Source organism: Achromobacter sp. Marseille-Q4954 (assembly GCF_943737025.1).
In the GTDB taxonomy this organism is placed as follows: Bacteria; Pseudomonadota; Gammaproteobacteria; order Burkholderiales; family Burkholderiaceae_B; genus Achromobacter; species Achromobacter bronchisepticus_A.
In genome coordinates, this window is the sequence record NZ_CALSFQ010000001.1 from 2,886,707 (window position 1) to 2,900,297 (window position 13,591).

Annotated in this window: 12 protein-coding genes and 1 tRNA gene; 7 read left to right on the top strand and 6 right to left on the bottom strand. The window is 66.4% G+C overall.

Features of this window, described 5'->3' with window-relative positions; genetic code table 11:
* Nucleotides 1–66: 66 nt before the first annotated feature.
* Nucleotides 67–900 (top strand): enoyl-CoA hydratase/isomerase family protein, encoded by an 834-nt coding sequence (locus tag NGK62_RS13600; RefSeq protein WP_013391155.1) that lies wholly within the window; start codon nucleotides 67–69, stop codon nucleotides 898–900.
* A gap of 46 nt (nucleotides 901–946) precedes the next feature.
* On the opposite strand, the gene NGK62_RS13605 is transcribed toward NGK62_RS13600, so the two are convergent.
* Nucleotides 947–1,687, bottom strand: coding sequence for an enoyl-CoA hydratase-related protein (locus NGK62_RS13605; RefSeq protein WP_251878673.1), 741 nt, complete (start codon nucleotides 1,685–1,687; stop codon nucleotides 947–949).
* Nucleotides 1,684–2,655, bottom strand: a complete 972-nt coding sequence (locus tag NGK62_RS13610; protein WP_251878675.1) for an NAD(P)H-dependent flavin oxidoreductase — start codon at nucleotides 2,653–2,655, stop codon at nucleotides 1,684–1,686. The genes NGK62_RS13605 and NGK62_RS13610 overlap by 4 nt, the downstream gene beginning before the upstream one ends.
* A 194-nt stretch (nucleotides 2,656–2,849) precedes the next feature.
* On the opposite strand from NGK62_RS13610, the gene NGK62_RS13615 reads away from it, so the two are divergent.
* The 4 genes from NGK62_RS13615 (at nucleotide 2,850) to NGK62_RS13630 (ending at nucleotide 7,640) form a co-directional block, all read left to right on the top strand.
* A complete protein-coding gene (locus NGK62_RS13615; protein ID WP_054455146.1) occupies nucleotides 2,850–3,473 on the top strand; it encodes a TetR/AcrR family transcriptional regulator in 624 nt (207 codons plus the stop codon).
* Between the two features lie 46 nt (nucleotides 3,474–3,519).
* Complete coding sequence (locus tag NGK62_RS13620; protein ID WP_059377313.1) at nucleotides 3,520–4,668, top strand: acyl-CoA dehydrogenase family protein; 1,149 nt, start codon at nucleotides 3,520–3,522, stop codon at nucleotides 4,666–4,668.
* A gap of 185 nt (nucleotides 4,669–4,853) precedes the next feature.
* The gene (locus tag NGK62_RS13625; RefSeq protein WP_059377315.1) at nucleotides 4,854–6,083 is read left to right on the top strand and encodes a CaiB/BaiF CoA transferase family protein; all 1,230 of its coding nucleotides are present in this window, start codon (nucleotides 4,854–4,856) and stop codon (nucleotides 6,081–6,083) included.
* 30 nt (nucleotides 6,084–6,113) lie between these two features.
* On the top strand, nucleotides 6,114–7,640 hold the full coding sequence (locus tag NGK62_RS13630; protein WP_251878677.1) for a 3-hydroxyacyl-CoA dehydrogenase: 1,527 nt from the start codon (nucleotides 6,114–6,116) through the stop codon (nucleotides 7,638–7,640).
* Nucleotides 7,641–7,733: 93 nt separating this feature from the next.
* Here NGK62_RS13630 and NGK62_RS13635 read toward each other — a convergent pair whose 3' ends face one another.
* From NGK62_RS13635 to NGK62_RS13645, 3 genes are read right to left on the bottom strand one after another with little or no spacing between them, the layout of a single operon-like run.
* A complete protein-coding gene (locus NGK62_RS13635; RefSeq protein ID WP_251878679.1) occupies nucleotides 7,734–8,699 on the bottom strand; it encodes a Bug family tripartite tricarboxylate transporter substrate binding protein in 966 nt (321 codons plus the stop codon).
* A gap of 41 nt (nucleotides 8,700–8,740) precedes the next feature.
* The gene (locus tag NGK62_RS13640) at nucleotides 8,741–10,174 is read right to left on the bottom strand and encodes a dihydroorotase (protein ID WP_353506922.1); all 1,434 of its coding nucleotides are present in this window, start codon (nucleotides 10,172–10,174) and stop codon (nucleotides 8,741–8,743) included.
* Nucleotides 10,155–11,231, bottom strand: coding sequence for a CobW family GTP-binding protein (locus tag NGK62_RS13645; RefSeq protein ID WP_251878683.1), 1,077 nt, complete (start codon nucleotides 11,229–11,231; stop codon nucleotides 10,155–10,157). The genes NGK62_RS13640 and NGK62_RS13645 overlap by 20 nt, the downstream gene beginning before the upstream one ends.
* A 162-nt stretch (nucleotides 11,232–11,393) precedes the next feature.
* Between NGK62_RS13645 and NGK62_RS13650 the strand changes: the two genes are divergently transcribed.
* Nucleotides 11,394–12,218: an IclR family transcriptional regulator gene (locus NGK62_RS13650; protein WP_251878685.1), complete on the top strand. Its 825-nt coding sequence runs from the start codon at nucleotides 11,394–11,396 to the stop codon at nucleotides 12,216–12,218.
* A gap of 112 nt (nucleotides 12,219–12,330) precedes the next feature.
* Here the strand turns inward: NGK62_RS13650 and NGK62_RS13655 are convergent, their stop codons facing one another.
* Entirely contained in the window at nucleotides 12,331–13,236 is a 906-nt protein-coding gene (locus NGK62_RS13655) for a c-type cytochrome (protein WP_251878687.1), read from the bottom strand.
* A 232-nt stretch (nucleotides 13,237–13,468) separates the two neighbouring features.
* On the opposite strand from NGK62_RS13655, the gene NGK62_RS13660 reads away from it, so the two are divergent.
* Nucleotides 13,469–13,543 (top strand) — tRNA-Arg (locus NGK62_RS13660).
* Nucleotides 13,544–13,591 lie beyond the last annotated feature (48 nt).

The window sequence follows — 13,591 nt, forward strand, 5'->3', positions numbered from 1 at the left end:
TACTATAGTGCGCCCAAACCGGCCGGCATCCGGTCCGGCCCAAGACTAGACGACGTGGAGACGAACATGAGCGACATCACGCTGGAACACTATTCCGCCTATGAGTCCCTGAAACTGCGCCGGCACCCCGGCGGGGTGCTGGAGGTGATCATGGGGGCCAAGGGCGGCAAGCCGGGCAAGCTGTCCACCGCCGACGACCGCATGCACCGCGAACTGGCAGACATCTGGCGCGATATCGACACCGATCCGGACACCCGGGTGGTGGTGATCCGTGGCGAGGGCAAGGGCTTTTCGGGCGGGGGCGACCTGGACCTGGTGCAGCAGATGGCCGACGATTTCGACGTGCGCACCCGCGTCTGGCGCGAGGCCCGCGACCTGGTCTACAACATCATCAACTGCAACAAGCCCATCGTGTCCGCCATGCATGGCGCGGCCGTGGGCGCGGGCCTGGTGGCCGGCCTGTTGGCCGACATCTCCATCGCCGCACGCGACGCGCGCATCATCGACGGCCATACCCGCCTGGGCGTGACGGCCGGCGACCATGCCGCCATCGTCTGGCCGCTGCTTTGCGGCATGGCGCGCGCCAAGTACTACCTGATGCTGTGCGAAACCGTGACCGGCGAGGAAGCCGAGCGCATCGGCCTGGTGTCGTTGTGCGTGGACGAGGCCGAACTCATCGGACGTGCCTTCGAAGTCGCCAACAAGCTGGCCGCAGGCTCCCAGACCGCGATCCGCTGGACCAAGTATTCGTTGAACAACTGGCTGCGCATGGCGGGGCCGAGCTTCGATACCTCGCTGGCCCTGGAATTCATGGGCTTTGGCGGCCCGGACGTACGCGAAGGGATCCAATCCCTGCGTGAACGCCGCGCGCCGAACTTCCGGCCGGATTCGCCGTTCTGAGGCGGCGGATTGCGCGCGTTGGGGCAGGGCGCGCAATCCGGCTTTCCTACTTCTTGAAGAACTTCGCGAACGCCGCCTGCGCTTCCTCGGATTGCAGGCGGATGCGGAACTGCTGGGCTTCGTAGTCCAGCGTGTCCTGGATCGCCTGGCGGTCCGGGCGGCGCAGCATGGACTTGGTCAGGCGCAGCGCGGCCGGCGGCTGGCGCGCCAGGTCGGCGGCGGTGGCCTGCGCCGCCGCCAGCGCCTGGCCCTTGGGCGTGACCGACGTGGCCAGCCCGGCGTCGCAGGCGTCTTGCGCCGTGAAGGCCTTGCCCTGCAACAGCCATTCGGCGGCGCGGCGGGCGCCGGCCAGGCGCGGCATCAGCAGGCTGGAAGCGCCTTCCGGACACAACCCCAACGCCACGAACGGCATGCGCAAGGTGGCGCCTTCGCCGATGTGGACGAAATCGCAGTGCTGCAGCAGCGTCACGCCGATGCCGATGGCATAGCCTTCGACCGCGGCAATGACCGGCACGTCCGCCATGGACAGCGCGCGCAGGAAAGTCAGGCCCGCGCTGTCGCCGGCGCCGCGCTCCGCCTGGAAGTCGCGCAAATCGTTGCCCGCCGTGAAATGCTCGCCCGCGCCGGTCAGGATGACGGCCGCCAGCGCGGTGTCGGCCGACGCCAGCGCGATCTGCTCGGTCAGCGCGGCATAGGTGGCGGTATCCAGCGCGTTGCGGCGATCCGGACGGTTGATGGTCAGCGTCAACACCGCGCCGTCGCGGCTGACCTGCAGACCGGCGCTCATGCGCCGAAACCGTTGGCCAGACGGGTCTTGGCGTCTGCGTATTCGCTGCGCAGCGTGGCCACGATCTGGCGGGTCGGCAGCACGCTGGCGATGCCGCCCACGCCCTGGCCCGCGCCCCAGATGTCCTTCCAGGGCTTGACCCGGGTCGAGCCGAAATTCGACGCGCCGCTGTCGGGTTGCGGCAGGTTGGCCGGATCCAGCCCGGCGGCGGCGATGCTGGCCTTCAGGTAGTTGCCGGGGATGCCGGTGAAGAACGGGGTATACAGGATGTCCGAAGCGCTGGCATCCACGATGGCGGATTTGTAGCCTTCGCTGGCGTTGGCTTCCTCGCTGGCGATGAAGCGCGTACCCATATAGGCGAAGTCCGCGCCCATGGCCTGCGCGGCCAGGATGTGCGCGCCCGAGGTGATCGCGCCCGACAGGATCAGCGGGCCGTCATAGAAGCGGCGCACTTCGGACACCAGCGCGAAGGGGCTGAGCGTGCCCGCATGGCCGCCAGCGCCGGCGCACACCAGGATCAGGCCGTCCACGCCGGCTTCCAGCGCTTTTTCGGCGTGGCGGATGGTGGTCACGTCGTGGAATACCTTGCCGCCCCAGTCATGCACGCCTTTGACCAGGTCTCCGGGGGCGCGCAGGCTGGTGATGATGAGCGGCACGCGGTGGCTGGCGCACACGGCCAGGTCCTGCTCCAGCCGGTCGTTGGACTGGTGGATGATCTGGTTGACCGCGAATGGCGCAACCGTCGCCCCGGGGTTGGCCTCGCGGTGCGAGGCCAGGCCGGCCTGGACTTCGTCCAGCCAGTCGGTCAGCAGGCTTTGCGGACGCGCGTTCAGCGCGGGGAACGACCCCACGATGCCGCTGGTGCACTGCGCCACCACCAGCTTGGGGTTGGACACGATGAACATCGGGGCGCAGATGACCGGCAGGGACATCTGGCCGTACAAATCAGTCACAAGAGAGTGGGGCATGGCGTCGTCGCGGAAAAAGGTCACTGGAGGACTTGAACATCGGGACTTGAGCATCCTAGGCGGGTGTGCCTATAATTACCTACCGACCGTCCGGTAATTAATTAATCCTTATTAAACGGCATGCGCTGAATCGCTGTCAATGGAGGTACGCGAGTCCCTCCGGCAGCTGCGGCGCGGCCCCTGCAAAGGCTGCCATGGCGACCTCCGCCCCTCCTGCCCAGAAACGCGCCCGCGCCGGCCGCCCACCCACCGTGGCGGCCCCGCGCGAACGCATCCTGGAAGAAGCCGCCAAGCTCTTCGCCCAAAGCGGCTACGACGGCAGTTCGGTGTCCGACCTGGCCGGCGCGCTCGGCGTGTCCAAGGCGGCCATCTATCACTACTACACCACCAAGCAGGACATCTACGACGCCATCATCCTGGCCGTGCTGAGCGGCCTGACGCAGGCCGTCGCCCAGGATGTCGCGCGGGCCGAGGGCGCCACGGCCCGCCTGCGCGCCTTCATGGTGGGCCACGCGCGCTACTTCGAGCAGCACCACGCCGAGTTCGTCACCATGCTGATCGGCTATTCCGGCATGGCGCTGACCGAACGCGAAGACGCCGCCCGGCTGCGCGACGGCTACGAGAAGCGCCTGCGCGAACTGATCGCGCAAGGCGTCGCCGCCGGCGAGTTCCGCGCGCTGGACGTGGCCGCCGCGGGCCGCGCCGTGCTGTCCATGCTGAATTGGATGGTGCGTTGGTACAAGCCCGGCCAGGGCGACAGCGCCGAAGCCATCGCCGCCGGCTATTTCGATCTATTGGTCGGAGGCATGCGCGCCTGAGGCGCGGCTGTCCCCGGCTTGCCCCGCTTTTTGTGAGACTCCCATCATGGCCCTCGATACCGAAACCCTGAACCTGTTGCTGGACGCCGTGCGCCGCTTCGTGCACGAACGCCTGATCCCCGCCGAAGACGAACTGGCCGAAAGCGGCCAGGTGCCGCCCGACATCGTCAACGAGATGCGCGAGCTGGGCCTGTTCGGCCTGTCCATCTCGCCCGACCATGGCGGTCTGGGCCTGACCATGGAAGAGGAAGTGCGCGTGGTCTTCGAGCTGGGTCAGACCTCGCCCGCGTTCCGCTCGCTGGCCGGCACCAACATCGGCATCGGCTCGCAAGCCATCGTGCTGGCCGGCACCGACGAGCAGCGCGCCCGCTACCTGCCCAAGCTGGCCAGCGGTGAATTGATCGGCTCGTTCGCGCTGACCGAACCCGACGCCGGTTCCGACGCGATGGCGCTGCGCCTGTCCGCGGTGCGCGACGGCGACAGCTACGTACTCAACGGCACCAAGCGCTACATCACCAACGCGCCCATCGCCGGCCTGTTCTCCGTCATGGCGCGCACCGCGCCGGAACGCCGCGCCAATTCCATTTCGTGCTTCCTGGTCGAAGCCGGCACGCCCGGCCTGAGCATCGGCAAGCCGGACAAGAAGATGGGCCAGGCCGGCGCCCTGACCAGCGACGTGGTGTTCGACAACTGCCGCGTCCCGGCCAGCGCGCTGCTGGGCGGCGAAGAGGGCAATGGTTTCCGCACCTCGATGCGGGTGCTGGACAAGGGCCGCCTGCATATCTCGGCGCTGTGCGTGGGCATCGCCGACCGCCTGCTGAGCGATGCCGTGAAGTACGCCATTGAGCGTAAGCAATTCGGCCAACCCATCGCCGAATTCCAGCTGATCCAGGCCATGATCGCCGACAGCCAGGCCGAACTCTACGCCGCGCGCTGCATGGTGCTGGACGCCGCCCGCATGCGCGACCGCGGCGAGAACACCACCATGCAGGCCGCCTGCTGCAAGCTGTACGCCACCGAAATGGTGGGCCGCGTGGCCGACCGCGCGGTGCAGATCCACGGCGGCGCCGGCTACATGTCGGAATACGCGGTCGAGCGCTTCTACCGTGACGTGCGCCTGTTCCGCATCTTCGAAGGCACTTCGCAGATCCAGCAGCTGGTGATCGCCCGCGAAACCATCAAGGCGCATTCCTGAGCGCGGACCGGGCGCAAGAGGCTAATATCCTGCATGACTGACGGTGATCCGGCGCACGGCCCCAGGCCGCGCCGGCATATGACGCGCCAGCGGCCGCGCGCCGCTGGCATGACGGAATTCCAGTCTGGCTTGCGCGCCGCCGCAAGCCAGACGTTTTCATTTCTCTTCTAGCGAAAAGATTACTAATGTCGCAACGTCCCGCTCCCCTTACCGGCATACGCGTGCTGGACCTCACCCGCGTCCTGGCGGGTCCCTGGTGCACCCAGAACCTCGCCGACCTTGGCGCCGAGGTCATCAAGATCGAACGTCCCGGCGCGGGCGACGACACGCGGGCCTGGGGGCCTCCGTACCTGAAGGACGAGGCGGGCAACGACACCACGGAAGCGGCCTATTACCTGTCCGCCAACCGCAACAAGCTGTCGGTGGCGCTGGATATCGCCTCGCCGCGCGGCGCCGAGCTGGTGCGCGAACTGGCGCTGCAAAGCGACATCCTGGTTGAAAACTTCAAGGTCGGCGGCCTGTCGAAGTACGGCCTGGACTACGAAAGCCTGAAGGAACTCAACCCGCGCCTGATCTACTGCTCCATCACCGGCTTCGGCCAGACCGGCCCTTACGCCAGCCGTCCTGGCTATGACTTCATGATCCAGGGCATGGGCGGCCTGATGAGCATCACCGGCGAACGCGACGACCTGCCCGGCGGCGGTCCGCAGAAAGCGGGCGTGGCCGTGACCGACCTGATGACCGGCATGTACTCCACGGTCGGCATCCTGGCCGCGCTGCACGAACGCTCGCGCAGCGGCCTGGGCCAGCACATCGACATGGCGCTGCTGGACTGCCAGGTCAGCATGCTGGCCAACCAGAACCTCAACTACATGACCTCGGGCGTGGCGCCCAAGCGCGCAGGCAATGCCCACCAGAACCTGGTGCCGTACCAGGTCTTCGCGGCCAGCGACGGCCACCTGATCGTGGCGGTCGGCAACGACAGCCAGTTCCGCAACTACTGCGGCGCGATCGGCTTGCCCGAGCTGTCGGCCGATCCGCGCTTTGCCACCAATCCGCAGCGCGTGAAGAACCGAGCCGAACTGGTGCCGCTCCTGGCCGAACGCATGGCCACCGGCGCGCGCGACCACTGGCTGGCCGCGCTGGAAGGCGTGGGTGTTCCCGCCGGCCCCATCAACACGCTGGACCAGGTCTACGAAGACCCGCAGGTCCTGGCGCGCGGCATGAAGCGCGAAATGCCGCACCCGACCGCGGGTACGGTGCCCATTGCCGCCAGCCCGCTGAAGTTTTCCGACAGTCCGGTCGAGTACCGCCGTCCGCCGCCCATGCTGGGCGAGCACACCGAGCAGGTGCTGTCCGAGAAGCTGGGCCTGTCGGCCGAAGAAATCCTGGCGCTGGCGCAAAGCCGGGCCTGAACCCCATCCAATAAAAGCAGGAGAGTGGTGATGAAGGAGATTCAAACCATCGGCGTCGTCGGCGCCGGGGCCATGGGGCGCGGCATCGCGCAGATCGCGGCGCAAGCCGGGCTGCGCGTGCGCCTGTACGACACCAGCGCGGACGCCGTCGCGGCCGCGCGCGAGTCGCTGCGCCAGACCTGGGACAAGCTGGCCCAGAAAGGCAAGCTGAGCGCCGCCGACGCGCAGGCGGCGCTGGAGCGCGTGGAATCCGCCACCGCGCTCACCGACATGTCGAACTGCCAGCTGGTGGTGGAAGCCATCGTCGAGCGCCTGGACGTCAAGCGTGACCTGTTCGCCGCGTTGGAAGGCGTGGTGGCCGAAGACTGCATCCTGGCGTCGAACACCTCGTCGCTGTCGATCACCGCCATCGCCGCCGCCTGCAAGCGGCCGCAGCGCGTGGCCGGCTACCACTTCTTCAACCCCGTCGCGCTGATGAAGGTGGTCGAAGTCATCGACGGCCTGCGCAGCGCGCCCGAAGTCGGCGACGCGCTGGCCGAGCTGGCGCGCCGCATGGGCCACACGCCCGTGCGCGCCAAGGACATGCCCGGCTTCATCGTCAACCATGCCGGCCGCGGCATGAATACCGAAGGCCTGCGCGTGGCGCAGGAAGCCGTGGCGACCTTCGCCCAGGTCGACGCCGTGATGCGCGAGCAGGCCGGTTTCCGCATGGGCCCGTTCGAACTGCTGGACCTGACGGCGCTGGACGTGTCCCACCCCGTCATGGAATCCATCTACCGCCAGTTCTTCGACGAGCCGCGCTTCAGGCCCTCGCCGATCACCACCGTGCGCCTGGCCGGCGGCCTGATCGGCCGCAAGGCCGGCGAAGGCTTCTACGTCTACGCCGACGGCCAGAAGCAGGTGCCGGCCGAGCCGCCCGTGCCTGCGCTGCCCGAGAACCTGAAGGTCTGGGTCAGCCCCAAGCACGCCGAAGGCTACGCCCGCGCCGCCGCGCTGGTCGAAAAGCTGGGCGCCACGCTGGTGACCGGCTCCACGCCTGACGCCGACGCGCTCGTCCTGGTCACGCCCTACGGTGAAGACGTCTCCACCACCGTGTCCGCGCAAAGTCTGAACGCGGCCCGCACGGTCGGCCTGGACACGCTCTACGCCTTTGACGGCGCCAAGCGCCGCACCATCATGGTGTCGCCCGCCACCGAAGCCAAGTGGCGCGACGCCGCGCACGCGCTGCTGGCCGCCGACGGCGTGCCCGTCACGGTGATCGAGGATTCGCCTGGCTTCATCGCCCAGCGCATCGTCGCCACCATCGTCAACATCGCCAGCGACATCGCGCAGCAGCAGATCGCCACGCCCAAGGACATCGACCTGGCGGTGACGCTGGGCCTGGGTTATCCGGTGGGTCCGCTGGCCCTGGGCGACAAGCTCGGCGCCGACCGCATCCTGGAAATCCTGAAGAGCATGCAGCGCGTGACCGGCGATCCGCGTTATCGCCCCAGCCTGTGGCTGCAGCGCCGCGTGCAGCTGGGCATGTCGCTGACCAAGGCGGCTGGCGAACAGTGATGCGATGAGCATGACAGGCGCCGACCTGGCATGCGCAAGAAAAAACCCGCAAGACATCGTGTCTTGCGGGCTTTTTTTGCGACGCAGGCCGCCTCAGTTCGCCGGCTTGACCCCGATCAGGGACACCAGCGGCGTCCACAGCGCGATGTCGTCGCGGATGCGGCGCGCAAACTTCTCCTTCACTTCGCCTGCCCGCGGCTGGCTGCCGGAAGCGTCGAATTTGCTCAGCACGTCCGGGTCGCGCAGCATGACCTGCACGGCGTCGGCCAGCCTGTCCACCACTTCGGCGGGTGTGCCGGGGGGCGCGAACAGGCCATTCCAGGTTTCGATCTCGTGGCCGGAGATGGTGTCGGCGATGGCCGGGACGCCGGGCAGCTGAGGTACGGGCTGGCGGCTGGACACGCCCAGGAAGCGGATGCGGCCGCTGTCCTTGTACGGCAGGATCTCCGAGATGTTGGCCGAGTAGAGATCGGTCGTGCCGCCCATGGTGTCCAGCAGGGCGGGCGCACCGCCGCGATAGCCGATCAGCGTCGCCTCGATACCCGCGCGCTTGAGAAACACCAGCACCGACATATGCGACATCGACCCCTCGCCGCCGTGCGCGACGGTCAGCGCGCCCGGTTTGGCCCGGCCATACTCGATCAGTTGCGCCAGGTTCTGGAAACGCGAGCTGGACGGCACCGTGAGCACCAGTGGATTGCTGGCGATGTTGGCGACCGGCACCAGATCGTTCAACGGGTCGTAACGCACATTGAACAGAAAGCGCACCAGCGAAACCTGGCCGATGGAGCCCACCATCAGCGTGTTGCCGTCGTTGCGCGAGCGTATCAACGCATCGGTGGCAATGGTGCCGCCTGCGCCGGCCTGGTTCTTCACGACTACCGATGAGCCCAAGGTGCGGCGTAGCGAATCGGAGGTAATGCGCGCCACATAGTCGGTGTTGCCGCCGGGCGGATACGGCACGATCAAGGTGATGGCGGTCCCGTCCTGGGCGCGGACCAGCGCGGGCAGCAGCAATGGCGTGGAAGCCAGCAGCCGCGAGAACTGACGACGATTCATGATGTTTTCCCCTTGTGTCGTAGTGATGCGCGGCCTGGGCTTCAGCGTACCGCGGCAGCCATCTGGCCGCCGCCCTTGGCGCCGACCACTTTACCGTCCGCATACACCGTGGCGCCGCGCACCAGCGTATGCACCGGCTTGCCCTTGAGGCGGCGGCCGGCATAGGGGCTCCAGCCCACCAGGCTGAGCACGTCCTCGTCGCGCACTTCGTATTCCGTCTCCAGATCGACCAGCACCAGGTCGGCGTCCAGGCCCACGCGGATTTCGCCCTTGCTGCGCAATCGGAACAATTCGGCGGGCTTGGCCGAACATGCCTCGGCCACGCGTTCCAGGCTGATCTTGCCTTCCTGGGCCGCCGTCAGGAACATGCTCAGGTAGAACTGCGTCGACGGCGTGCCGGTGTGGGCTTTCCAGCCATCGGTCCAGCCCACTTCCTTTTCTTCGCGCGTGTGCGGCGCATGGTCGGTGGCGATGATGTCGATCGTTCCGTCGTTCAGGCCTTCCCACAAGCCCGGCACGTTCTTCTCCGGCACCCAGTACGACAGCGCATACGAGCCCAGGCGCTGGATGGCCGACCATTCGCAACCCAGGAACAAGGCCCAGGGATTGATTTCGCAGGTGACCTTCTGGCCCGCCGCCTTGGCCTCGCGGATGAGCTGGACGCTGCCGGCGGTCTGGGTGTGCAGGATGTGCAGATGGCAGCCGGCCGCCTTCTGCAGGCGCAGCAAGGTGGCGATGGCGGTTTCCCAGATCACGCCGTCGTGGGCGGCGTAGGCGCGCGCATAGGCGAGGGCGTCGCGCTCGCCCCGGTCCCAATAGGTCTGTTCGATCACGTCCATCAGGGCCTGGTCGTGCGGATGCACCATCAAGGGCACGTCCAGTTCAGCGCAGCGCTGCATGATGCGCAGCAGCTTGCCGTGGTCATGCACGCCGATGCCAGGCATGTGCGGATAGTCCCGTCCCGTGTCCACCACCATGAAGATCTTGAACGCGGTGATGCCCGTGGCGGTCATGGCTTCCATTTCCGACTCTATCGTCGGCGCCGGGTTGAAGTTCCAGTCGACCACGGCATCGCTGCGGTAGATGGCGAACTGCTTCTCCAGCAGGTCCAGCGAGTTTGGCGGCGGATTGACGTTGGGCATGCCCACGCTGGTGGTGACGCCGCCCGCGGCGCATTGCTGCGTGGCGGTGAGGATGGTGTCCTTGTACTCAAACCCTTTCTGCGAGCCCTGGCGGTGGTGCGAGTGCATGTCGATCGCGCCTGGCAATACGGCCAGGCCGCTGGCATCGATGACGTTGCGCGCCTCGGGTTCGCTGCCGGCCTCGTACACGCCGGCTATTTTGCCGTCGCGGATGCCGATGGAGGCGCGCACGCGGCCTTGCGGCGTGACCACCAGGCCGTTCTTGATCAAAGTGTCCATGCTGTTTTCCTTGTGATGGGGAATGCCAAAACGATCAGGCCGCGCGGGCGGCAGGCGGGAGGGCGCGCTGGCGCACCGTGTCCCAGACCTGCATGACGTAGTCCCTGCTCAGGCCTTTGGTGATGAAAACCATGCGGGATTGCCGGTCCGCGTCGGGCCATTGCGGCAACTCGACAGGCGGATGGAATAGGCGCTGCACCGCTTGCAGCACGATGGGCCGCTGGTGACCGGCGATATGCAGAATGCCTTTGACGCGCAGCAGCTCGTCGGGATGCGCCATGACCAGCGCATCCAGCCAGGCGCTGACTTGCGGCCAGTGCAAGGGCTCGGCGAAGTCCAGGCAGAAGCTGTCGATGCGCGCATGGTCATGGGCATGCGTGTGCTTATGCGTGTGCTTGTGGGTGTGTTCATGCTCGTGTCCATCCGCGTAAGGGGCGGCATTGAGCCATTGCCGCGCCTGCTCCGGGCGCACGTTCACGTCGTAGACGTCCGGCCCGTCCAGCACCGTGGCATCCGGCCGCGCCGCAGGGTCGCACACCACGCGCGTTGCCCCCGGGTTGACGCGCGCAAGCGTGTCCACCAGGGCCGAGACTTGCGCGCCGGGCAGTTCGGTCTTGGTGACGATCAAGGCATCGGCGACGGCCACCTGCTTGACGGCTTCCGGGTGCGCGGCCAGCGTGTCCGGCCCGTTGACGGCATCCACCACGGTCAGCACGCGATTCAGGCGAAACGAGCGCGCCACCGGAAATGTCATCAAGGCCTGGATGACCGGCACCACGTCGGCCATGCCGGTTGTTTCGATCAGGATGCGATCGAAGGCGGCGATGGTTCCGGCGCTGCGCTTGGCGCGCAGGTCGCGCAGGGTCTCGACCAGGTCGCCTTGCACGGTGCAGCACAGGCATCCGGTGGTCAGCTCGATGGTGTTGTCGTTGCTGCTGGCGATCAAGGCGTGATCGATGCCGATCTCGCCAAACTCATTGACGATGACCGCCGCATCGGCCAGCGCCGGGTCGCGCAGCCAGTGGTTCAGCAGGGTGGTCTTGCCGCTGCCCAGGAAGCCCGTCAGCAAGGTGACCGGAATGCGCGTTTCGGAGGTTTCGCCTTCTGCCATGATCTTCCTTTGCAAAAAATACTAAATTCGCAACCATTGCGATTAAATGAATTTTTGCATCAAGCTGAGGTTTTTGGCAAGCCCCCGAGATTTAGCACCGCTAGCCCCGGGGGCAGAGGAAAGGGTGACGCTGCTAGAATCGCGGGGAAATTGAATTTCGCAATGGATGCGAAATTTCACGCCCTAGAGGCGCAACGACAGGGAGAGGGCGACGTGGCGGGTGAAATCAGGACGCGCAACCGGATACTGCACATCCTGCAGCTCTATGACAGGAGCGCCGCATGGTCGGTGGAGGAAATCGCCGTTGAAATGGATGTGTCCGTCAGCTCGGCCTATCGCGATGTGCAGGAACTGGTGCGCGCGGATTTCCTGACTCCGGTGATGGGCGCGCGCTACGTGCTGGGGCCCACGTTTGCCCATTTCGACCTGCTGATGCGTCATGGGGACCCTTTGCTCAAGGTGGCGGAACCGCTGATGCGGCGTCTGGTGGAGGCGACCACGCCTTCGTCGGCCTCGGTGCTCACGCGCAGCTACCAGGACAAGGTCATGTGCATTCACCAGGAAATCGGCGATCCGGCCGCGCGCGTCGGCCGCTATGAACGCGGCGCCACCATGCCGATGTTTCGCGGCGCGACCTCCAAAGTCATCCTGGCACACCAGAGCCGCCGCGCCCTGGAGCGCATGTACCTGGCCCATGAAGAGGAAGTGCGCGCCATTTCGCACTGGAAGAGCTTGAAGGACCTGTGCCTGGAGCTCGATGCCATCCGCGAGGCGGGCGTGGCCGTCAGCGATTCCGAGATCACGCCGGGGACCATAGGCATTGCAGCGCCCATCTTTCTGGAGCAGCGCGTGGTGGCCGGACTGAGCCTGATCGTGCGCGCCGAGCATTGCCGTCTCGAGCCTTTCCGCGCGGCGGTCATCGACGCCGCCAGCCAGATCAGCAGCCAGTTGGCCGAGGTGGAAGGCGCCTGGGTCGCCCGCGCCTGAGAGCCGACATAAGGCCTCGGCAATCGCGTCAGGTCTGCCGGTTTGGCGCAAAGAAAAAGCCCCTTGATCAGATCAAGGGGCTTTTTCCATCATGGGCCGCGAGTGTCTTACTTCACTTCGCCGCATCCACCATGTACTGCACCGCTGCGCGGATATCGTCTTCCGAGGCGTTGGCCGCGCCGCCCTTCGGGGGCATCGGCGGCTTGCCTTGCATGGCGACCTTGACCATGGCGTCCATGCCGGTCTTGATGTACGGATCCCAGGCGGCCTTGTCGCCGAACTTGGGAGCGTTGGCCACGCCGGTGGCATGGCAGGCGAAACAGACGCTCTTGTACAGCTTTTCGCCGGCCGGATTGACCGCTGCCGCGGCTTGCGGCGCGGCGGCTGGCGCTGCGGGAGCAGGCGCGGGTGCGGCGGCGGCGGCCGGAGCAGCGGCAACAACCGGGGCGGCGGCAGCGGGTGCGGCGGCGGGCGCGGCAGCCGCTTCCTTCTTGTCGCCTTCCGCGGCCGGAGCGGCCGGCTCGGGCAGCGAAGCGCCGGACTTGTTGGCCATGTACACCACGGCGCGCGCGACTTCGTAGTCGGACAGCGTGGGGTTGCCGCCCTTGGCGGGCATGCCGCCCTTGCCGTGCAGGGCCACGTTCATCATGGCGTCGTAGCCCGCGGTGATGAAGGGCGCCCAGGCGGCGTTATCGCCCACCTTGGGTGCGCCAGCCACGCCGGCGGTATGACAGGCCGTACAGACGGCGGCGAAGACCTGTTCGCCGGTCTTGAAGACCTTGGGGGCATTCGCATCGACCAGCTGGAAACCCGCGACCGGGGCGATGCGCTTGGTGATGGCTTCCTGGGACAGCGTGTCCGAACCCGCTCCTGTCTTGGTGCCCGAGACCACCATGTTCACCAGTAGGATGATGATGGCGATCGGGATCACGAAAGACAGGACGATCGTGACGATCAGTTGCTTCGGGGTCTTGATGGGGGTGGCGTGCTCTTCTATGTGTTCCTGCTCGTTGCTCATGACCAAATCCTGCTAACGGGTACCGGGGGCGCCTGGCGGCGGCAACAGAAAATCAGTACTGCACAAGTCGGCGGCGTGAACGGCCCGCCTTGCAAGCAAACGCTGGATTATATAACGGTGTCATAGACACGAGTCCAATCCAACCGACGGGGTTTTCGCTGAGTTTGACGGAAGATTTGATCCAGTTCATGCAGTTCAGCGAAAACTGGGTACAATACCGCCTCCTTGCGCTGCGCCCGTAGTTCAATGGATAGAATGAGAGTTTCCGAAGCTCTTGATACAGGTTCGATTCCTGTCGGGCGCGCCATCAAATCAAAGGCTCATGTTTTTTGAGCCCGCATTGGGACCAAAACGC